Annotated in this window: 17 protein-coding genes; 6 read left to right on the top strand and 11 right to left on the bottom strand. The window is 69.8% G+C overall.

Going from position 1 to position 18,568, the window contains the following annotated elements; translation table 11 throughout:
* The first annotated feature begins 29 nt into the window (after positions 1-29).
* Entirely contained in the window at positions 30-1,037 is a 1,008-nt protein-coding gene (locus BMZ25_RS04395) for a DUF2125 domain-containing protein (protein ID WP_092688989.1), read from the top strand.
* Here the strand turns inward: BMZ25_RS04395 and BMZ25_RS04390 are convergent.
* The 5 genes from BMZ25_RS04390 to BMZ25_RS04370 form a co-directional block, all read right to left on the bottom strand.
* Positions 1,034-1,816, bottom strand: a complete 783-nt coding sequence (locus BMZ25_RS04390) for an extensin-like domain-containing protein (protein ID WP_092688986.1) — start codon at positions 1,814-1,816, stop codon at positions 1,034-1,036. The genes BMZ25_RS04395 and BMZ25_RS04390 overlap by 4 nt on opposite strands.
* Complete coding sequence (locus tag BMZ25_RS04385; protein WP_092688983.1) at positions 1,813-2,733, bottom strand: prephenate/arogenate dehydrogenase family protein; 921 nt, start codon at positions 2,731-2,733, stop codon at positions 1,813-1,815. Before BMZ25_RS04385 ends, BMZ25_RS04390 begins: the two co-directional genes overlap by 4 nt.
* Positions 2,730-3,815 (bottom strand): histidinol-phosphate transaminase, encoded by a 1,086-nt coding sequence (gene hisC, locus BMZ25_RS04380; RefSeq protein WP_092688980.1) that lies wholly within the window; start codon positions 3,813-3,815, stop codon positions 2,730-2,732. The genes BMZ25_RS04385 and hisC overlap by 4 nt, the downstream gene beginning before the upstream one ends.
* A gap of 308 nt (positions 3,816-4,123) precedes the next feature.
* Positions 4,124-4,744, bottom strand: coding sequence for a 30S ribosomal protein S4 (rpsD, locus tag BMZ25_RS04375; protein ID WP_092688977.1), 621 nt, complete (start codon positions 4,742-4,744; stop codon positions 4,124-4,126).
* Between the two features lie 195 nt (positions 4,745-4,939).
* The gene (locus BMZ25_RS04370; RefSeq protein WP_177190376.1) at positions 4,940-5,494 is read right to left on the bottom strand and encodes a L,D-transpeptidase; all 555 of its coding nucleotides are present in this window, start codon (positions 5,492-5,494) and stop codon (positions 4,940-4,942) included.
* Between the two features lie 259 nt (positions 5,495-5,753).
* Between BMZ25_RS04370 and BMZ25_RS04365 the strand changes: the two genes are divergently transcribed.
* From BMZ25_RS04365 to cydB, 4 genes are all read left to right on the top strand, one after another.
* The gene (locus BMZ25_RS04365) at positions 5,754-8,216 is read left to right on the top strand and encodes a heavy metal translocating P-type ATPase (protein WP_092688974.1); all 2,463 of its coding nucleotides are present in this window, start codon (positions 5,754-5,756) and stop codon (positions 8,214-8,216) included.
* Positions 8,213-8,602: a Cu(I)-responsive transcriptional regulator gene (cueR, locus tag BMZ25_RS04360; protein WP_092688971.1), complete on the top strand. Its 390-nt coding sequence runs from the start codon at positions 8,213-8,215 to the stop codon at positions 8,600-8,602. The genes BMZ25_RS04365 and cueR overlap by 4 nt, the downstream gene beginning before the upstream one ends.
* A gap of 102 nt (positions 8,603-8,704) precedes the next feature.
* Positions 8,705-10,114, top strand: a complete 1,410-nt coding sequence (locus tag BMZ25_RS04355; protein WP_092689503.1) for a cytochrome ubiquinol oxidase subunit I — start codon at positions 8,705-8,707, stop codon at positions 10,112-10,114.
* 13 nt (positions 10,115-10,127) lie between these two features.
* Positions 10,128-11,132 carry a cytochrome d ubiquinol oxidase subunit II gene (gene cydB, locus BMZ25_RS04350; RefSeq protein ID WP_092688968.1) on the top strand — a complete coding sequence of 335 codons (1,005 nt, stop codon included), beginning with the start codon at positions 10,128-10,130 and terminating at the stop codon, positions 11,130-11,132.
* 165 nt (positions 11,133-11,297) lie between these two features.
* Here cydB and BMZ25_RS04345 read toward each other — a convergent pair whose 3' ends face one another.
* The 4 genes from BMZ25_RS04345 to eutB all read right to left on the bottom strand — a co-directional run bounded on the left by BMZ25_RS04345 (position 11,298) and on the right by eutB (position 16,009).
* Positions 11,298-12,479, bottom strand: coding sequence for a M24 family metallopeptidase (locus BMZ25_RS04345; protein WP_092688965.1), 1,182 nt, complete (start codon positions 12,477-12,479; stop codon positions 11,298-11,300).
* Between the two features lie 7 nt (positions 12,480-12,486).
* Entirely contained in the window at positions 12,487-13,857 is a 1,371-nt protein-coding gene (locus BMZ25_RS04340; RefSeq protein ID WP_092688962.1) for an aspartate aminotransferase family protein, read from the bottom strand.
* A 141-nt stretch (positions 13,858-13,998) separates the two neighbouring features.
* On the bottom strand, positions 13,999-15,012 hold the full coding sequence (locus BMZ25_RS04335) for a cyclodeaminase (RefSeq protein WP_092688959.1): 1,014 nt from the start codon (positions 15,010-15,012) through the stop codon (positions 13,999-14,001).
* Positions 15,002-16,009 (bottom strand): hydroxyectoine utilization dehydratase EutB, encoded by a 1,008-nt coding sequence (gene eutB, locus BMZ25_RS04330; protein ID WP_092688956.1) that lies wholly within the window; start codon positions 16,007-16,009, stop codon positions 15,002-15,004. Before eutB ends, BMZ25_RS04335 begins: the two co-directional genes overlap by 11 nt.
* 103 nt (positions 16,010-16,112) lie before the next feature.
* Between eutB and argE the strand changes: the two genes are divergently transcribed.
* Entirely contained in the window at positions 16,113-17,267 is a 1,155-nt protein-coding gene (gene argE / locus BMZ25_RS04325; protein WP_092688954.1) for an acetylornithine deacetylase, read from the top strand.
* Here argE and BMZ25_RS04320 read toward each other — a convergent pair.
* Positions 17,261-18,064, bottom strand: coding sequence for a fructosamine kinase family protein (locus BMZ25_RS04320; protein ID WP_092688951.1), 804 nt, complete (start codon positions 18,062-18,064; stop codon positions 17,261-17,263). The genes argE and BMZ25_RS04320 overlap by 7 nt on opposite strands.
* Complete coding sequence (locus BMZ25_RS04315) at positions 18,061-18,534, bottom strand: low molecular weight protein-tyrosine-phosphatase (RefSeq protein ID WP_092688949.1); 474 nt, start codon at positions 18,532-18,534, stop codon at positions 18,061-18,063. Before BMZ25_RS04315 ends, BMZ25_RS04320 begins: the two co-directional genes overlap by 4 nt.
* Between the last annotated feature and the right edge of the window lie 34 nt (positions 18,535-18,568).

Here is an 18,568-nt window from a genome sequence, read left to right as displayed (position 1 = left end):
GCGCTGGCGACGGGAGGAAAGGGGGCGTGATGCGCAAGGTGATCGTGTTGGCGCTGGTGTTGCTGGCCCTGGCCCTGCTCTATGCAGGTTACTGGTTCGTCGGCCAGGCGATGGTCGAGCGCAAGCTCGCCACCTGGTTCCAGGAGCGTCAGGCCGCCGGGTGGGTCGCCGAGTACGACAGCCTGAACACGAGCGGCTTTCCCAGCCGCTTCGACACGACGATCACGGACATCACCCTCGCCGACCCGGCCACCGGGGTCGCCTGGGACGCGCCGTTCTTCCAGATCCTCGCGCTGAGCTACAAGCCGAACCATGTCATCGTCGCCTTTCCCCACGAGCAGTCGATCGCCAGCCCCTACGACACCGTGGCCGTGGGCACCGAACAGATGCGCGGCAGCGTGGTATTCAGGCCCGGCACCGCGCTGGCGCTCGACCGCGTGCAGTTCGTCCTCGACGGCCTGACGCTCGACGGCTCCGGCTGGTCCGCCGCCTTGGACGAGGGCCGCTTTGCCGTCCGCCAGGCCCCGGCGCAGGAGAACGCCTACGAGATCGGCCTCGACGCCTCGCAACTGGTCCCCTCGAAGCAACTCCGCGACGCGCTCGATCCCAGCGGGCGGCTGCCCGAAGAGGTCGAGGTGCTGCGGCTCGACACGATCGTCGGCTTCGACCGGCAATGGGATCGCACCGCGATCGAGGACTCGCGCCCCCAGCCCACCGCCATTGACCTCTCCGAACTCCGCGCCGAATGGGGCGGGATGGAGCTGCGCGCCGCGGGCGCGCTCGACATCGACGACGAGGGCCGCCCGTCGGGCAAGATCACCGTCAAGGCCGTGAACTGGCGCGAGATGCTGCAGGTCGCCCGGCAGGCCGGCGCCCTGCCCGAGGGCCTCTCCGACACGCTGGAACGCGGGCTTCAACTGCTGGCGGGCATGTCCGGGGCGAAAGACACGCTTGACGCGACGCTGACATTCTCCGAGGGCGCGATCTCGTTCGGCCCGATCCCGCTGGGCCGCGTCCCGCCGCTCACGATCCGCTAGCGGCAGTAGGCGCCGCCGCGATACCGCGCGGTGTCGAGGTGGAAATGATCCTGGTGGAACCGGTCGGCGCGCGGGCCCAGGACAGTGCCGAACGTGCCGCAGGCGTTTCGGTGCATCCGGCGCAGCATCCGCCGCGTGGTCAGCCGCCCCCAGCCCTGTTCGACCGTCACCACGTTGCCGTTCGCCAGGCGGATGGCCGAGATGTCGATCGCCCGGCCCTTGCCGTGCTCGGATATCTTCGCGCCGGACTGGTTGTTGCGGGTCCGGCAGGCGTAGTGCGCCGCCACCCGCAGGCCGACAACGCCACCGCCGCGCCGCCCGACCACCGGCTTCACGCCCTCCTGCACCCACTCCTTCAGCGCCCGCGCCGTGGTGCAGTCCATCACCGCCGCATCGCTCAGCGCGACACCGGCGACCGCCGTGACCGCGACCGGATCGGCAACGCCGCAGCCGCGGATGCGCCCCTCTATCGGGGCGACGTCCCGGCCCTGGATCGACGGGTCTCCGCAGATCGCCTCTCCCGCGCCGGCGACGCGGTCGGGGCTGTCGCGCCGAACCCAGGCCGACATGGCCGGCACGACATCGGGCCGCGGCGACGGCCGGAGCGAGCGCAGCACCACGCCCTCCGCCCCGGCGACGACCGGCAGGGGCGCGCGGCGCGTGACCTCGACGGCGGGCGCGGGACGCGCCTCGGGCCGCGGCGTGGCCTCCGGCGCCTGCGCCCCGGCGGCCAGCGGCCAGAGGAGCGTCAGGGCGAGCCACGCTGCGGATCGTGTCATGTCTTGCCGTGCCCCCGTCCGAAATCGGGCGCGTCGGTGTCCTGACCCGCCTCGATGATGCCGCGCCGGATGGCGCGCGTCCGGGTAAAGTAGTCGAACAACTGCTCGCCGTCACCTGTGCGGATCGCCCGCTGCAGCGCGAACAGCTCCTCGGTGAAGCGGCCCAGGATCTCCAGCGTCGCCTCCTTGTTCGTCAGGAAGACGTCGCGCCACATGGTCGGGTCGCTCGCGGCGATGCGGGTGAAGTCGCGGAACCCGGCGGCAGAGTACTTGATGACCTCGCTGTCGGTGACCCGGCGCAGGTCGTCAGCCACCCCGACCATCGTGTAGGCGATCAGGTGCGGCGCGTGGCTGGTCACCGCGAGGACGAGGTCGTGGTGTTCGGCGTCCATCTCCTCGACATGGGCGCCGATGCCTTCCCAGAGGGCGCGCAGCCGCGCCACCGCCTCGGGCTCGGTTCCGGGCACGGGGACCAGCAGGCACCAGCGGTTGTCGAAGAGCTCGGCAAAGCCCGAGCGTGGGCCGGAATGTTCCGTGCCGGCCAGGGGATGACCGGGCACGAAATGCACGCCCTCGGGGATGTGCGGCCCCACCGCCTCGATCACCGACTTCTTGACCGAGCCCACGTCGGTGACCGTCGCCCCCGGCGCGAGATACGGCCCGATCTCGGCGGCCACGGCCCCCATCGCGCCCACCGGTACCGCAAGGACGACCAGGTCGGCCCCGGCGACCGCCTCGGTGGCGGTGTCGACGATCCGGTCGCACAGACCGATCTCGGCCGCCACGGCGCGGGTCTCGGGGGACCGCGCGGTGCCCACGACCTCGCCGGCCAGCCCTGCCCGACGGATCGCCAGCGACATCGACCCCGCGATCAGGCCCAGCCCGATCAGCGCGACGCGCTCGTAGACCGCGCTCATTCGACCGGGCTCATGAACTGGCCGATTCCGTGGGCGACGCGCCGGCACGACGCCTCGTCCCCCACGGTGATCCGCAGGCAGTCCGGCAGGCGATAGCCGCCCACCTTGCGCACCAGAAGCCCCTCGCGCCGCAGATGCGCCTCGCAGGCCTCGGCCTCTTCGACGCTGGAAAAGCGCGCCAGCAGAAAGTTCGCGTGACTCGGGTCGCTCGGCACACCGTGCTTGTCCAGTGCGCGCGCCAGCCAGCGCCGCAGCCGCACGTTCTCCGACAGGCAGCGGCGGGCATAGTCGCGATCCCGCACCGCCGCCTCGGCGGCGACCTGCTGGGACTGGCTCAGGTTGAAGGGCCCCCTGACCCGGTTCAGCACGTCGATCACGTGCCCCGGCCCGTACGCCCAGCCGATCCGCAGCCCGCCCAGCCCGTAGAGCTTCGAGAAGGTCCGCGTCATCACCACGTTCTCGCGCTCCGCGATCAGCCCGGCGCCGCCGTCATAGCCCTCGGCGTATTCGGCATAGGCACCGTCGAGCACCAGAAGAACGTGCTCCGGCAGCCCGTCCGCCAGCCGCGCAAGCTCGGGCGTCCCGATCATCGTGCCCGTCGGGTTCGCCGGGTTGGCGATGAAGACCAGCTTGGTGCGGAAATTGCACGCCTCGAGGATCGCGTCCACGTCGACCCGGCGCTCGGTCTCGGCCACCTCGACCGGCGTCGCGCCGGCCACCAGCGTCGAGATGCGGTACATCGCGAAGCCGTGCTCGGTATGGATCACCTCGTCCCCCGCGCCGGCATAGGCCTGGCAGAGAAAGGCGATGATCTCGTCCGACCCCGCGCCGCAGATGATCCGCTCCGGGTCCAGGTCGTGAACCGCCCCGAGCGCCCGGCGCAGTGCGGCATGGTCGGTCGAGGGATAGCGGTGCAGCTGGTGCGCCGAGCGGCGCAACGCTTCCTTCGCGGCCTCCGAGGGGCCGAACGGGTTCTCGTTCGAGCTCAGCTTGACCACCTCGGTCACGCCCTCGGCCGTGCTCGCGCCTCCCACATAGGGTGCGATCTCGAGTATGCCGGGTTTCGGGCGGATGTCGGTCATGGTCGGGCCTCCTGTCGGCCCTGTTATCCGTGAGGCGGGGGCGTGGCCAGAACGAAACAGGTCCCGATCCGTCCCCCGGCGCTCCACGCTGCGTCTCTTGCCGCAAGCGTTGTCGCGTTACAACGCTCGCCCCCAAGAATACACGCGCCTCTAAACCGTCCGAACCACCCCCACACCTTCTTCTGCCCCAAAATATCCCGGGGGAGTCGCCGCAGGCGACGGGGGCAGAGCCCCCAGCCCACCGCGCAAAAAAAGAGGCCGCGCCAACCCGGCACGGCCCCCTTTCGAGTAATCGGCGCAGGCTGCGATCAGTTCTGCGCGTAGTATTCGATGACCAGGTTCGGTTCCATCTGCACCGGGTAGGGCACGTCCGACAGGTTCGGCACCCGGGTAAAGGTCGCGGCCATCTTCGAGTGGTCGGCGTCGATGTAGTCCGGCACGTCGCGCTCGGGAAGTTGCGACGCTTCCAGAACGCTGGCCAGCTGCTTGGATTTCTGCTGGACCTCGACGACGTCGCCTTCCTTCACGCGGTAGGAGGGGACGTTCACGCGCTCGCCGTTCACCAGGACATGGCCGTGGTTCACGAATTGGCGCGCGGCAAAGACGGTAGCGACGAACTTGGCGCGGTAGACGATCGCGTCCAGGCGCTGCTCGAGCAGGCCGATGAGGATCTCGCCGGTGTCGCCGCGGCGGCGCTCGGCCTCGGCGAAGATGCGGCGGAACTGGCGCTCGGTCAGGTCGCCGTAATAGCCCTTGAGCTTCTGCTTGGCGCGCAGCTGCAGGCCGAAGTCGGACATCTTGCCCTTGCGGCGCTGGCCGTGCTGGCCGGGGCCGTATTCACGGCGGTTCACGGGGCTCTTCGGGCGGCCCCAGATGTTCTCGCCCATGCGGCGGTCGATCTTGTACTTGGCAGAGGTGCGTTTGGTCACCGTCTGATCTCCTTCTCTGTGGCGCCGCCCGGACCGGGCGGCCGTGGAAGGGCGTTGTCCTCTGGCACGGTCCGTGCGGACCGTCCCGACAGGCTTCCCCTTGCGGGGGCCACCAACACCAATGAAGACGGGACCCGCCGAGGGATCCCGCGAAGGGCGCCTTCTACAGGCTTTCGCGCCGGAGTCAATCGCCGATCAGAAGACCGTCACGCGGGTGCCCAAGGGCACGCGCTGGTAGAGGTCCTTCACATGGGCGTTCAGCATCCGGATGCACCCGTTCGACACCGACCGTCCGATGGATTGCGGCTGGGTCGTGCCGTGGATGCGGAAATACGTGTCCCTGCCGTCCTTGAACAGGTACAGCGCCCGCGCGCCCAGCGGATTGCTCGGTCCGCCCGGCTGGACGTAATCGTTATCCACGAAGCGGGAATAGGTGTCGGGCTCGCGCTCGATCATCTCGTTGGTGGGCCGCCAGGTGGGCCATTCCTTCTTGGCCTGGATCGAGGCGGTGCCCTTGAACTCCAGCCCCGCACGCCCGACGCCGACGCCATAGCGCATCGCCTCGCCCTGGGCGGTGACGTAGTAGAGATAGTGCTGCTGCGGCACGATGAGGATCTGCTGCGGCGACAGGCGCGGGTTCACCGGAACGCTCTGCGGCATCAGACGCGGCGGCAGGTCGGTGCCCTGCGCGACCGCGGGGGCGGCGATAAGCGCGGCCCCGGCCGCAAGGAACTGGCGTCGTTTCATCATTCGGTCTCCGATTCTGCGGCGCGTCCGGCCTTCCCCAAGGTTTCCGGCACGGCCTGTGGCAGCGGCCCGGCACGGTAAACGCCGGACATCCGCAGCAGTCTAGCCACTTCCACCGCCGATCTGAGGCGATTCGGGCCCGTTCGGCGGGGATTTTTCCGCGGCCTTGCGCCGAAACCACGATCCTTGCATCCCACCCCTTGACCTTACAGTTACTGGAACCCCCATCTCTGCCCGGACACGACACACCGGAGGCCGCCCCATGTCCCACGCCCGCGACGTCACCCTCTCGCTGCCAGACCTGTCCTGCGCGGGCTGCGTCAACCGCGCCGAGCGCGCGCTGACGGGCGCCGACGGCGTCGCGGCGGCCCATGTCAACCTTGCCACCCGCAGCGCCGCGGTGACGCTGGCCGACGGTGCCTCGGCGGGCCCTGCGCTCGAGGCGCTGCGCCGCGCGGGCTATCCGGCCCGGCTTTACGAGGACAGGTTCCCGCTCGACGGGCTGACCTGCGCCTCCTGCGTGGCGCGGGCCGAGCGGGCGCTCGGGCGCACACCCGGCGTGACCGGCGCCGAGGTGAACCTCGCCACTCGCAGCGCGCATGTCACCGCGACCACGCTCGACGCCCTCTCCGCCGCCCGCCGCAGCGTCGCCGAGGCCGGGTATCCGCCGGCGGCCGAAACGGACACCGACCGGACCCTCCGCGACGACGAGGACGAGGTGACGCGGGCGCGACGGACGACGATCCTCGCTGCGGCGCTGACCGTGCCGGTCGTGGTGCTCGAGATGGGCGGCCACGCGGTGCCTGGCTTCCGCGATTGGCTCACCGGGCTGGCCGGGGCGTTTCCGTTGCTTCTGCTGGAATTCGCGCTCACCTCGCTCGTGCTGGCCTGGCCGGGGCGCGAGTTTTTCGCCAGGGGTGTCCCCGCGTTGCTGCGCGGCGCGCCCGAGATGAACGCGCTGGTCGCGATCGGCACCTTCGCCGCCTGGGGCTATTCCACCGTCGCGGTGTTTGCGCCGGGCCTGCTGCCCGAGGGCAGCGCGCAGGTCTATTTCGAGGCCGCGGCCACCATCGTCACCCTCATCCTGCTGGGCCGCTGGCTGGAGGCGCGGGCCCGAGGGCGCGCGGGCGAAGCCGTGCGTGCGCTGATCGGCCTGCAGCCGCGAACCGCGCGGGTCGACCGCAACGGCACTGTGACCGAGCGCCCGATCGAAGAGATCGCGGTGGGCGACATCGTGCACCTACGTCCGGGCGAACGGGTGGCCGTGGACGGCACCGTCACCGGCGGCAGCAGCCATCTGGACGAAAGCAGCCTGACGGGCGAGCCGATCCCGGTGGAGAAGGCCGAGGGCGATACCGTCACCGCCGGCACGGTCAACGGCCAGGGTGCCGTGACCTACCGCGCGACGCGCGTCGGCTCCGAGACGCGGCTGGCGCAGATCGTCCGGATGGTCGAGGCCGCCCAGGGCGCGCGCCTGCCGGTGCAGGACCTCGTGAACCGGATCACCGGCGTGTTCGTGCCCGCCGTGCTGGCCATCGCGACGGTGACCGTGGCGGTCTGGCTTCTGGCCGGTGCCGGACCGTCGGCGGCGCTGGTCGCCGGCGTCTCGGTGCTGATCGTCGCCTGCCCCTGCGCCATGGGCCTTGCCGTGCCGGTGTCGATCATGGTCGCCACGGGCCGCGGAGCCGAGATGGGCTTGATCTTCCGCAAGGGCGACGCACTGCAGCGCCTCGGTGAGGTCGACACCATCGCGCTCGACAAGACCGGCACGCTGACCGAGGGTCGCCCCGAGGTCGTGGACATCGCGCTCGCCCCCGGCGCCGATCGCCGCGCCACCCTCGCCGCCATCGGCGCGGTCGAGACGGCGTCCGAGCATCCGCTGTCCCGGGCGATCGTGCGGGCTGCGCAGACCGAGACCGACCCCGCGCCGGCGGTGACGGACTTCACGGCGCTGACCGGGGCCGGCGTCTCGGCGTCGGTCGAGGGGCGCCGGGTCCTGATCGGCGCGCGCCGGCTGATGCAGCGCGAGGGCATCGACCTGTCGCCCCTGCCCACCGAAATCGGCCCCGGCCGCACGCCGGTATATGCCGCGATCGACGACCGGGCCGTGGCGCTGATCCAGATCGCCGACCGCCTGCGTGCAAGCACGCCGGGTGCCATCAAGTCGCTGCGCGCGGCCGGGATCGAGGTCGCGATGATCACCGGCGACGACGCGGCCACCGCGCAGGCCGTGGCCGACAGCCTTGGGATCGACAAGGTCACCGCCGAGGTCGCACCCGAGGGCAAGGTCGCCGCGCTGGAGGATCTGCGCCGCGACGGACGGCTCGCCTTCGTCGGCGACGGCATCAACGACGCCCCAGCACTGGCGACGGCCGATCTCGGCATCGCCATCGGCACCGGCACCGACGTGGCCATCGAAAGCGCGGACGTGGTACTGATGGGCGACGACCTGGCCGGGCTGGTCCGCGCGGTCGACCTCAGCCGCGCGACCATGCGCAACATCCGCGAGAACCTCGTCTGGGCCTTCGGCTACAATGTGGCGCTGATCCCGCTGGCGGCAGGGGTGCTTTTCCCCGCCTTCGGGCTTATGCTCTCGCCTGTCCTCGCCGCCGGCGCGATGGCCCTGTCGAGCCTCTTCGTGGTCTCGAACGCACTGCGCCTGCGGCGCTTCGATCACGCCGCCGGGCCGGCGCCGACCGGCCCGCTCAAGGAGGTCACGGCATGAACGTCTCGGATGTCGCCCGCCGCACCGGCCTGCCCGCCAAGACGATCCGGTACTACGAGGAGATCGGCCTGATCGCGCCGCATCGCGCGGCGAACGGGTATCGCAGCTTCGACGATGCGGACATGCACCGCCTCGCCTTCCTCGGCCGCGCCCGCGCGCTGGGGTTCTCGATCGAGGATTGCCGCACGCTGATGGCGCTGTGGGACGACCGCGACCGCTCCAGCGCCGACGTCAAGCAGCTGGCGCAGGGGCATCTCGAGCGGATCGACCGGAAGATGGCCGAACTCGCGCAGATGCGCGACACGCTGGCGCACCTGGTCGAGACCTGCCACGGTGACGAACGTCCCGATTGCCCGATCCTCGCGGACCTTGCGCGCGGCGCATGACGGCCCCGCCGCGACCGCCCGCGACAATGCGCTCGCCGCGCGCGAATTGAGTTCGCGGCTCAAACGGTTATTTCCCGACTAGGACGATAGTTGGAGACGGCCATGTTCGGCATCGAAGCCCTCGACCTCGCTCGATTTCAGTTCGCGTTCACCGTAGCGTTCCACATCATCTTTCCCGCCTTCTCGATCGGACTGGCAAGCTACCTCGCCGTCCTGAACGGGATGCACCTGCTCACGGGCAACGGGCTCTACCTGCGGGTCTTCAACTACTGGAAGAAGATCTTTGCCGTCGCCTTCGGCATGGGCGTCGTGTCGGGCATCGTGATGTCCTACCAGTTCGGGACGAACTGGTCGGTGTTCTCGGACAAGACCGGCCCCGTGCTGGGCCCGCTCATGGCCTACGAGGTGCTCTCGGCCTTCTTCCTCGAGGCGGGCTTTTTGGGCGTGATGCTGTTCGGGCGCGAGCGCGTCGGCCCGAGGCTGCACTTCTTCGCCACCTTCATGGTCGCCGCCGGCACGCTGATGTCGGCCACCTGGATCCTCAGCGTGAACAGCTGGATGCAGACGCCCGCGGGCTACGCGATGAACGAGGCCGGGCAGTACATCCCCGAGGATTGGTGGGCGATCGTCTTCAACCCCTCGTTCCCCTACCGCCTCGTGCACATGGTGCTCGCCGCCTACCTGACGACGGCGCTGGTCGTCGGCGCCACGGGGGCGCTGCACCTGCTGCGCAACCGGAACAACCTGCCGGCGCAGCTGATGTTCTCGATGGCGATGTGGATGGTGCTGATCACCGCGCCGCTCCAGATCGCCGCGGGCGACTTCCACGGGATCAACACGCTGGAGCATCAGCCGCAGAAGGTCATGGCGATGGAGGGGCACTACGACAGCCACGAGGGCGGCGCCCCGCTGATCCTCTTCGGCCTTGTCGATTCCGAGAACCGCGAGATCGACTATGCGCTCGAGATCCCCAAGCTCAGCTCCCTGATCCTCAAGCACGACCTGAACGCCGACCTGGCGGGGCTGGACACGATCCCCGACGACGAGGAGCCGCCCGTGAACATCGTGTTCTACTCGTTCCGCATCATGGTCGCCCTCGGCTTCGCGATGCTGGGGCTGGCGCTGGCGGGCGCGGTCCAGCGGTGGCGCGGGCGCCTCTACGAATCGCCGTGGCTGCAGCGGGCGGCGGTGGCGATGGGGCCGATGGGCTTCGTGGCCGTCCTCGCGGGCTGGATCACGACCGAGGTCGGCCGCCAGCCCTACACCGTCTACGGACTGCTCCGGACCGAGGACAGCGCCTCGGCGATCCAGGCCTCGGCGGTGGGCGCGTCGCTTCTGGCTTTCATCGTGATCTATTTCTTCGTGTTCGGCGCCGGCACGTTCTACCTGCTGCGCCTGATGAAGCGCGAGCCCGAGACCGCCAAGGGCAGCCTCGCCGAAGGGCCGATCCGGTCCGCCGGCATCACGCCGCTGCCCTCGACGGGACCCAATCCCGTGCGTCCGGCCGAATAAGGGAGTGACAGGCATGGAATCCGAACTCGCTTTCGTGTGGGCCGGCCTTCTGGCCTTCGCCATCCTCGCCTATGTCGTGCTCGACGGGTTCGACCTGGGCGTGGGCATCCTCTTTCCGTTCCTCGAGGACGACGACGACCGCGACATGGCGATGAACTCGGTCGCGCCGGTCTGGGACGGCAACGAGACCTGGCTGATCCTTGGCGGCGGCGGCCTGTTCGCGGTGTTCCCCATGGCCTATGCCATCGCGATGCCCGCGCTCTACGCGCCGATCTTCGCGATGCTGGCCGGGCTGATCTTCCGCGGCGTCGCGTTCGAGTACCGATGGCGCACGGTGCGCGGCAAGGTGCTGTGGGACTGGGCGTTCTTCAGCGGCTCGATCGTCGCGGCCTTTGCACAGGGCGTCGCGCTCGGCGCGCTGGTTCAGGGGATTGAAGTCGACGGCCGCGCCTATGGCGGCGGCAGCTGGGACTGGCTCACGCCGTTCTCGCTGCTGACCGGGGTGGCCGTCACGGTGGGCTACGCGATGCTCGGCTCGACCTGGCTGGTGATGAAGACCGAGGGCATCCTGCGCAGCTACGCCCAGCGGTTCGCCGCGGTCTGCGGCGCGGCGACGCTGGTGCTGATGGGGGCGGTCAGCCTCTGGACGCCGTTCCTCGACCCGGACTACCTGGCGCGCTGGTTCGGCGGGCCGACGATGGCCTTCACGCTGATCGTGCCCGCCCTGGTAGCGGCGGCGGCCTTCGTCCTGTTCCGAGGGCTGAAACTGGGGCAGGACGTGCGGCCGTTCCTGGCCGCGCAATCGCTCTTCGTGCTGGGCTTCATCGGCGTCGGGATCAGCTTCTATCCCCACATCCTGCCCCCGCAGGTCACCATCTGGGAGGCAGCCGCCCCCGATGAGAGCCTGCTCTTCATGCTCGTGGGAGCGGCGGTGCTGCTGCCGCTGATCCTGGCCTATACCGTCTACGCCTACTGGGTGTTCCGCGGAAAGATCGACCCGGACGAAGGCTATCACTGATGAAGAAGCTCGGATGGTTCGCGCTGTTCTGGCTGGGCGGGGTGCTCGCCGTCACCGTGGTCGGGCTCGTGATCCGGGCATTCCTGGGCTGAGAGGCGCCAAACGAAAAGAACGCCGCCCGATCGGGGCGGCGTCCTTCATTTCACCAGGTGCGCGGCGGCGCGATCACTTCACGAAGAGGCCGGTCTGGGTCTCGCACAGCTTCTCGCAGCCGCTCTCTGTGATCAGGATCGGCTCGGTGATCTCGAGCCCGCCGTCGTCCAGCCAGAGCGCCGGCATGAAGTGGAAGGTCATGCCCGGCTTCAGCTCGGTATAGTCGCCGCGGCGGAAGGACATCGTCCGCTCGCCCCAATCCGGCGGATAGCTCAGCCCGATCGGATAGCCGCAGCGGTTGTCCTTCTCGAACCCGTAGGTCGCGAGCGTCGAGTTGAAGGCGTTCGCCACATCCTCGCAGCGATATCCGGGCCGCGCGTATTCCAGCGCCTTGTCGGTGGCCACGCGCACCGCCTCTTCGGCGTGGCGGTAGATGTCGGGCACCTTGCCCAGGAACAGGGTGCGCGATTGCGGACAATGATACCGCCGGTGGGCGCCCGCGATCTCGAAGAAGTTGCTTTCCCCGGCCCGCAGGGGGCTGTCATCCCATGTCAGGTGCGCCGCGGTGGCGTCGAGGCCCGAGGGCGTCATCGGAACGATCGCCGGATAGTCGCCCCATTGCCCGTCGGCGCCCATGATCCCCGCGTGGAAGATCTCGGCCACCAGCTCGTTCTTGGGCATCCCCGGCTCGGCCCGCTCGTAGATGATCTCGTGCATCTTGGTCACGATCTTCGCCGCGCGCCGCATGTACTCGATCTCGGGCGGTGACTTGATCGCGCGCTGCCAGTTCACCAGCCCCGTCGCGTCGACCAGCGACGCCTCGTGCAGGTGGTTGGTCAGGACGTCGTGGGCCTTGGCCGAGTAATAGTAGTTCTCGAGCTCGACCCCGATCCGGCCCTGGTGCCAGCCGCGTTCGATGATGACCGAAGCCAGCGTCTCCATCGGGTGCTTGTTGGGGTTCTGGACGTAAGAGTCGTCGTAGGAGACGACGCTTTCCTCGTACTTCATGAAGACGGTGCGGTGCGCGCCGTTGGCGTCGATGCCCCGTCCCCACCAGACCGGCTCGCCCTCCATGCCCAGCAGCACGCACTGGTGGACGTAGAAGGACCAGCCGTCATAGCCCGAGATCCAGTTCATGTTGCTGGGGTCGGTGATGATGACGAGGTCGAGCCCCCGCAGTTCCATCTCCGCGCGGACCTGGCTGATCCGCGCGGCGTATTCGGCATCTGTGAAGTTTGGATTCGACGTCGTCATCGGCAGATCACCCCAGAACCTTGTCGACCGCGGCCTTGGTGGCAGCGACGACCGTATCGACCTCTTCGCGCGTGATGCAGAGCGGCGGCGCAAAGCCCAGGATGTCGCCCTGCGGCATCGCGCGCGTGATCACGCCGTTCGCCAACGTAGCCGCGGCAAGCTGCGCGCCAACCTTTTCCGACGCATCGAAGAAGATGCGATTGTCGCGATCCTTGACGAATTCCACCGCGCAGAGCATGCCCTCGCCGCGCACTTCGCCGACATTCGGGTGGTTGCCCAGGGCCTCGGCCATGCTCTTGCGGAAATAGGCGCCGGTGTCGCGGGCATTGTCCTGCAGGCCCAGCTTTTCGATCACCTCGAGGTTGGCGATGCCCGCGGCGGCGCCGATCGGATGCGCGGAATAGGTCCAGCCGTGGCCGATCGGGCCGAACTCGTCGGTGCCGTCCTCGAGCACCTTCCACATCCGCTCGCCCACGATCGAGCCCGAGAGCGGCGCATAGGCCGAGGTCAGGCCCTTGGCGATGGTCATCAGGTCGGGCTTCATGCCGTAGAAATCCGAGCCGAAGTTGCTGCCCAGCCGCCCGAAGCCGCAGACCACCTCGTCGGCGATCAGCAGGATATCGTGCTTGTCGAGGATCGGCTGGATTGCATCCCAGTAGCCCGCCGGCGGCGGCACGATGCCCCCGGTGCCCAGCAGCGGCTCGCCGATGAAGGCGGCGATGGTGTCCGGGCCCTCACGCTCGATCAGCGCCTCCAGCTCGGCGGCGCAATGGGCCACGAACTGCTCTTCGCTCATGTTCAGGTCGGGGCGGCGATAGAAGTACGGCGCCTCGGTGTGCTTCACCTGCTCGAGCGGCAGGTCGAACTTCTTGTGGAAGCTGTCGAGCCCGGTCAGCGAGCCGGTCATCAGGCCCGAGCCGTGATAGGCCCGCCAGCGCGAGATGATCTTCTTCTTCTCGGGCCGGCCGAGGATGTTGTTGTAGTACCAGACCAGCTTGATGTTGGTCTCGTTCGCGTCCGACCCGCCGAGGCCGAAATAGACCTTGGACATGTTCTGCGGCGCGCGGTCGATCACCATCTTCGCGAGCGTCACGCTGGCCTCGGTGCCATGGCCCACATAGGCGTGGTAATAGGCCAGCTCGCGCGCCTGCTCGGCGATGGCGTCCGAGATCTCGGTGCGGCCGTAGCCCGCGTTCACGCAGTAGAGCCCGGCGAAGGCGTCAAGCAGCTGCTGGCCCGAGCGGTCCTCGATGTGGACACCATGGCCGGTCCGCATGATCCGGCCCTGCGTCTCGCCGCGGGCATGCTGGGCGAGATGGGTCGAGGGGTGGAAGAAGTAATCGCGGTCCCACGCGGCGAGTTCGTCGTTTCTGAGCATGCGGCATCCTTTCAATCGTCCGGGGGCGGTCCGACAGGGGCCGCCGTCTTGGCGCCGGGTGGCCCGCCCGAAGGCCGTCCGGTCGCGTGCGCCGCCGGCCCGAGCGCCGGCGAGGGTGGTGTCGCGGCGGTAAAGGCCGCGTTATGTTTTTGGCTGGCCCTCGCGGGCCGCGATGCGCCGTCCCGCTCCCGCCGCGCCGGCTTGCTCGAGCGCGTGGTTGGCGATGACGGTGTCCTGCGCCCCCGTTCCGGTAAGGTCGCAGATGGTAATCTCCTCTGGCGCCGTACGCCCAGGATGCCGTTCGGTCAAGATCTCACCAAGCTCCGGCGGCGTCGAGTCACGCCACGTTCCCGCCGCGATGGCCGCGCGCAACTCACCGATCGTCTCGCATTGCTGCACGCGGTCGGCGACGTAGAGGTCCGCCCGCGCCAGCGCGGCGGCCTCGATCTCCTGCTTGCCCGGCGCGTCCGAGCCCATGGCGGTGACGTGCAGCCCCGGATGCAGCCACTCGGCCCGCAGGATCGGCTCTTTCGAGGGGGTGGTCGTGACGACCAGCTGCGCCGCGCCCACCGCGGCGCCGGCATCGTCCACCGCCTGCGCGTCGACCCCCAGCGCCGGGCCCAGTTCGGCGGCGCAGGCTTCGGCCTTGTCCCGGTCGCGGCCCCAGATCAGCAGCCGCGCGAACGGCCGCACCAGATGCGCGGCGCGGGCCTGCATCCGCGCCTGCAGCCCGGTGCCGAGGATGCAGCATGTCTCGACCGTCTCGGGCGCCAGCGCCCGCGCGGCCACCGCCCCCGCCGCGGCGGTGCGCAGGTCGGTGAGATAGCCGTTGTCCAGCAGCACGCCCTCGACCCGGCCCGTTTCGGCCGAGAACACGACCATCAGCCCGCCCAGCGACGGCAGGCCGAGCGCGGCGTTGCCGAAGAACCCGGTCGAGACCTTGACCGCAAAGCGCGGCGCGTCCGGCAGGTAGGCGGTCTTGACGTCGACCTCGCCGTGACGGTCGGCCAGGTCCATGGACATCACCGGCGGCATCACCGCCCCGCCCTCGGCCAGCGCGCGGAACGCCGTCGCCACGGTATCCACGGCGCCGAGGGTCAACGGGACGGCCGCGCGCAGCTCGTCCTCGGTCAGCAGGATCACCTCATCGGGCATACGCACGTCCTTTCACAATCATATCGCCCAGCGTCACGTCCTGTCCGGTCACGACGCGGGTGAAGATGTCCATGTCGGGGTTCCGGCCGGTCACGATCGTCGCCACCGGCGCCGCGGCGTCCCTCACCCGGCCGGACAGAAGCGCCGCGTGACCCGCCGCGCAGGCGCCCTCGGCGACGATCCGGTCCTCCCAGTAGAGGACCTGCATCGCCGTGTAGATCTCGTCCTCGGTCACCTGCACCACGTCGTCCAGCAGGTCGCGGCACATCGCTAAGGTCAGCCGGTTCTCCAGCCCGATGCCGCCGCCGAGGGAATCCGCCAGGCTCGCGACCTCTTCGACCTCGACGGGACGGCCCGCTTCCAGCGAGGCGACCATCGCCGCGCCCCGGTCCATCGAGACACCGATCACCCGCACGCCGGGATTTACCGCCTTCGCCGCCAGCGCCACACCGGCGGCCAGCCCGCCGCCCGACAGCGGCACCAACAGCGTGCGGATGTCGGGCCGCGCGGCCAGCATCTCGAGCCCGATGGTCCCCTGCCCCGAGATCACCAGCGGATCGTCGAAGGGCGGGATCTCGGTCAGGCCCTCTTCGTCGGCCAGCCGCCGGCTTTCGGCGGCGGCGTCGTCCTGGCTGCGGCCCACGATCTTCACCTCGCCGCCGAGCGCGCGGATGCCGTCGACCTTGGCCTGCGGCACGAGGTTCGACATGCAGATCACGGCACGCACGCCCCTGGCACGCGCCGCCCAGGCGACCGCGCGGCCGTGGTTGCCGGTGGAGCAGCAAGTGACGCCCGGCGCCTCCGGCGTCAGCGCCGCCGCGGCGTTCAGCGCGCCGCGCAGCTTGAACGCGCCCATCGGCTGCATGCTTTCCAGTTTCAGAAGGACCTCGCCGCCGGTGCGCTCCTCCATGCCGGGCGAGGGCACCAGCGGCGTGCCGTCGGCCTGCCCCCGGACAACGCGGGCGGCTGAGAGGATATCGGCCAGCGTCAGTGTCATCGCGTCCCCCCGGCAAAAGGGCGCCGCATGGACGCGGCGCACATGACCTGTCACAACGGATCGGGGCGTTTGCCCGTTCCGTCAACCTCTTCCGGGTCCGCCGATGCCGTTTCTCGATACAACGCTTCCCATCCTCGACAGACTGATCGCCTTTCCGACCGTGTCGGCGGACGGCAACCGCGCCTGCACCGAGTGGCTGGCCGAACAGCTGACCGAGGCCGGCGCGCGGATCGAGATCCTGCCCGACGCCACCGGAGAGAAGGCCAACCTCTTTGCCACGATGGGCCCCGAGGGCGATGGCGGGCTGGTGCTGTCGGGCCATACCGACGTGGTCCCCGTCGCCGGGCAGGACTGGTCAAGCGACCCCTTCGCGATGACCGAGAAGGACGGCGTGATCTACGGGCGCGGCAGCTGCGACATGAAGGGCTTCGTCGCCGCCTGCACCGCCCTGGCCCACCGCGTCGACGCGACGCGGCTGACTCGGCCGCTGCATTTCGCCTTCACCTATGATGAAGAGATCGGCTGCTTCGGCGGCCAGGCCCTGACAGAGTGGCTGGCCGAACGCGGCCTCTCCCCCGCGCTGACCCTTGTGGGAGAGCCCACGACGCTGTCGGTGATCGAGGGGCACAAGGGCTGCTATGAATACACCACGCGCATCCGCGGCCGCGCCGGGCACGGCAGCGATCCTCGCGCCGGGGTGAACGCCGCCGAGACCGCGGCGGCCTATGTCCAGACGCTGATCGGCTGCCGGGCCGAGCTCGACGCCCGCGCGCCCGAGGGCAGCCCCTTCGCCCCACCGGGCACGACGATCAATGTCGGAAGCATTTCGGCGGGGTTCGCGCACAACGTCATCGCCGCCGAGGCGGTCATCGAATGGGAGATGCGCCCGGTCCAGCCCGGCGACGCCGCGCTGGTGCACGAGCGCCTCGCCACCTTCGTCGACGAGACCCTGCCGGGGATGCAGGCCACAGCCCCCGAGGCCGCGATCGAGACCGAGACGATCGGCGAGGTCGACGGGCTGGAACCCCGGCGCGACAACGGTATGCGCGACCTGATCTTCGCGCTGACCGGGCAGAACCAGGCCGGCGTCGTCGCCTTCGGCACCGAGGCGGGGCTGTTCCAGCAGGCCGGGATGGACGTGGCGATCTGCGGCCCCGGCTCCATCGCCCAGGCGCACCAGGCGGACGAGTTCGTCACGCGGGCGCAGCTCGAGGATTGCTGCGACCTGCTGGACCGGTTGGTGCAGCGGCTCTACTGAGCTTCTCGGATCAGCCGCTCGACGAGCCCGGCATAGCCGCCGCCGAACAGGCGCAGATGCACCAGCGCGGGCCAGAGCGTGTAGATCGGACGCCGCTCTTCGAGCCCCGGCTCGACAGGGCCGTAACCGTCCCAGAACTCGGGCGCGGGACGGCCGAACAGGCACAGCATCGCCAGGTCGACCTCGGCGTCGCCGTAATAGCAGGCCGGGTCGATCAGGCCCGTCACCGCGCCCTCGGCGGCCATCACGTTGCCGGTCCACAGATCGCCGTGCAGCAGCGCCGGCCGGGGCGCCCTGGGCAGCCTCTCGGACAGGCGGCCCGCCAGCTGCTCCAGCTCGCGGGCCAGGCCGGGAGACAGCGCCGGAACGCTGGGCAAGAGCCGCCGCTCGGCCCAGAAGGTCGGCCAGTCATCGAGCGGCGCGTTCGGAATACCGACGCTGCCGAAAGCGTGATCCTCGTGCCAGCCATACTGCGTGCCGGTCTTGGCATGCAGCCGCGCCACAGCCTCTCCCAGCGGGTGCCACGCCTGCGAAAGACCGGTCTCGCGGCCCAGATCGCTCATCACCAGAAGCATGTCGCTCACCGCCAGCACGGCGGGCGCCGGGGTGCCGCTGTCGGCGATGGCCCGCAGCATCGCGGCCTCGGCCCGCGCGGTGCCGCCGGACTTCGCCACCACGGCCCGGCCCGAGGCGAGCCGCACCCGCACGATCTCGGACAGGTCGCCGCCATGCAGCGGCGTGCTGTCCTCGGCCACGTCGTCCAGCAGGTCGGCCGCCTGTTCGGCCAGCGGGTTCATGTGCGGGCCACCATGCCCTGCAGCAGCCCCGCCGCGCCGGCCGAGACGTCCTCCCACGTCGACTCGAATCCGCCGGGCCCGCCGTAATACGGGTCGGCCACCGGCTCTCGCTCGCGGCCGGGAACGTGGTCCAGCAGCATCGTGACCTGCGCGCGCGCGCCTTCGGGACGGTAGATGTGCAGCGTCTCGTAATTGTCCTCGTCCAGCGCGATCATGTGGTCGAACCGGTCGTAATCCGCCCTCGTGACCTTGCGCGCCCTGTAGCCCGAGATGTCGAGCCCGTGCTCCCGCGCGATGGCCTGCGCCCGCGGATCGGGTGCGTCGCCGAGATGCCAGGCGCCCGTGCCCGCGGAATCGACCTCGACCTCCAGCCCCGCCCGTTCGGCGGCGGCCCGGAACGCGGCCTCGGCCAGCGGCGAGCGGCAGATGTTGCCCAGGCAGACGAACAGGACGGACGGTGTGTCGCTCATTCTGCGGCTCCCTTGTTGCGCGGCTCAGACCCTA

The sequence above is a fragment of the Tranquillimonas rosea genome (genome assembly GCF_900111315.1).
Taxonomy (GTDB): Bacteria; Pseudomonadota; Alphaproteobacteria; order Rhodobacterales; family Rhodobacteraceae; genus Tranquillimonas; species Tranquillimonas rosea.
The sequence above is the reverse complement of the archived record's forward strand: the minus strand, read 5'-3'. Positions and strand labels throughout refer to the sequence as shown.

Bases quoted from the DNA above. Each gene is read 5' to 3' on its own strand.
- cueR (WP_092688971.1), top strand. From the start codon at position 8,213: ATGAACGTCTCGGATGTCGCCCGCCGCACCGGCCTGCCCGCCAAGACG.
- hisC (WP_092688980.1), bottom strand. From the start codon at position 3,815: ATGACCGACATCCGCCCGAAACCCGGCATACTCGAGATCGCACCCTAT.
- BMZ25_RS04390 (WP_092688986.1), bottom strand. From the start codon at position 1,816: ATGACACGATCCGCAGCGTGGCTCGCCCTGACGCTCCTCTGGCCGCTG.
- BMZ25_RS04340 (WP_092688962.1), bottom strand. From the start codon at position 13,857: ATGCTCAGAAACGACGAACTCGCCGCGTGGGACCGCGATTACTTCTTC.
- BMZ25_RS04345 (WP_092688965.1), bottom strand. From the start codon at position 12,479: ATGACGACGTCGAATCCAAACTTCACAGATGCCGAATACGCCGCGCGG.
- BMZ25_RS04395 (WP_092688989.1), top strand. From the start codon at position 30: ATGCGCAAGGTGATCGTGTTGGCGCTGGTGTTGCTGGCCCTGGCCCTG.
- argE (WP_092688954.1), top strand. From the start codon at position 16,113: ATGCCGTTTCTCGATACAACGCTTCCCATCCTCGACAGACTGATCGCC.
- eutB (WP_092688956.1), bottom strand. From the start codon at position 16,009: ATGACACTGACGCTGGCCGATATCCTCTCAGCCGCCCGCGTTGTCCGG.
- BMZ25_RS04365 (WP_092688974.1), top strand. From the start codon at position 5,754: ATGTCCCACGCCCGCGACGTCACCCTCTCGCTGCCAGACCTGTCCTGC.
- cydB (WP_092688968.1), top strand. From the start codon at position 10,128: ATGGAATCCGAACTCGCTTTCGTGTGGGCCGGCCTTCTGGCCTTCGCC.
- BMZ25_RS04315 (WP_092688949.1), bottom strand. From the start codon at position 18,534: ATGAGCGACACACCGTCCGTCCTGTTCGTCTGCCTGGGCAACATCTGC.
- BMZ25_RS04355 (WP_092689503.1), top strand. From the start codon at position 8,705: ATGTTCGGCATCGAAGCCCTCGACCTCGCTCGATTTCAGTTCGCGTTC.
- BMZ25_RS04385 (WP_092688983.1), bottom strand. From the start codon at position 2,733: ATGAGCGCGGTCTACGAGCGCGTCGCGCTGATCGGGCTGGGCCTGATC.
- BMZ25_RS04370 (WP_177190376.1), bottom strand. From the start codon at position 5,494: ATGATGAAACGACGCCAGTTCCTTGCGGCCGGGGCCGCGCTTATCGCC.
- BMZ25_RS04335 (WP_092688959.1), bottom strand. From the start codon at position 15,012: ATGCCCGATGAGGTGATCCTGCTGACCGAGGACGAGCTGCGCGCGGCC.
- BMZ25_RS04320 (WP_092688951.1), bottom strand. From the start codon at position 18,064: ATGAACCCGCTGGCCGAACAGGCGGCCGACCTGCTGGACGACGTGGCC.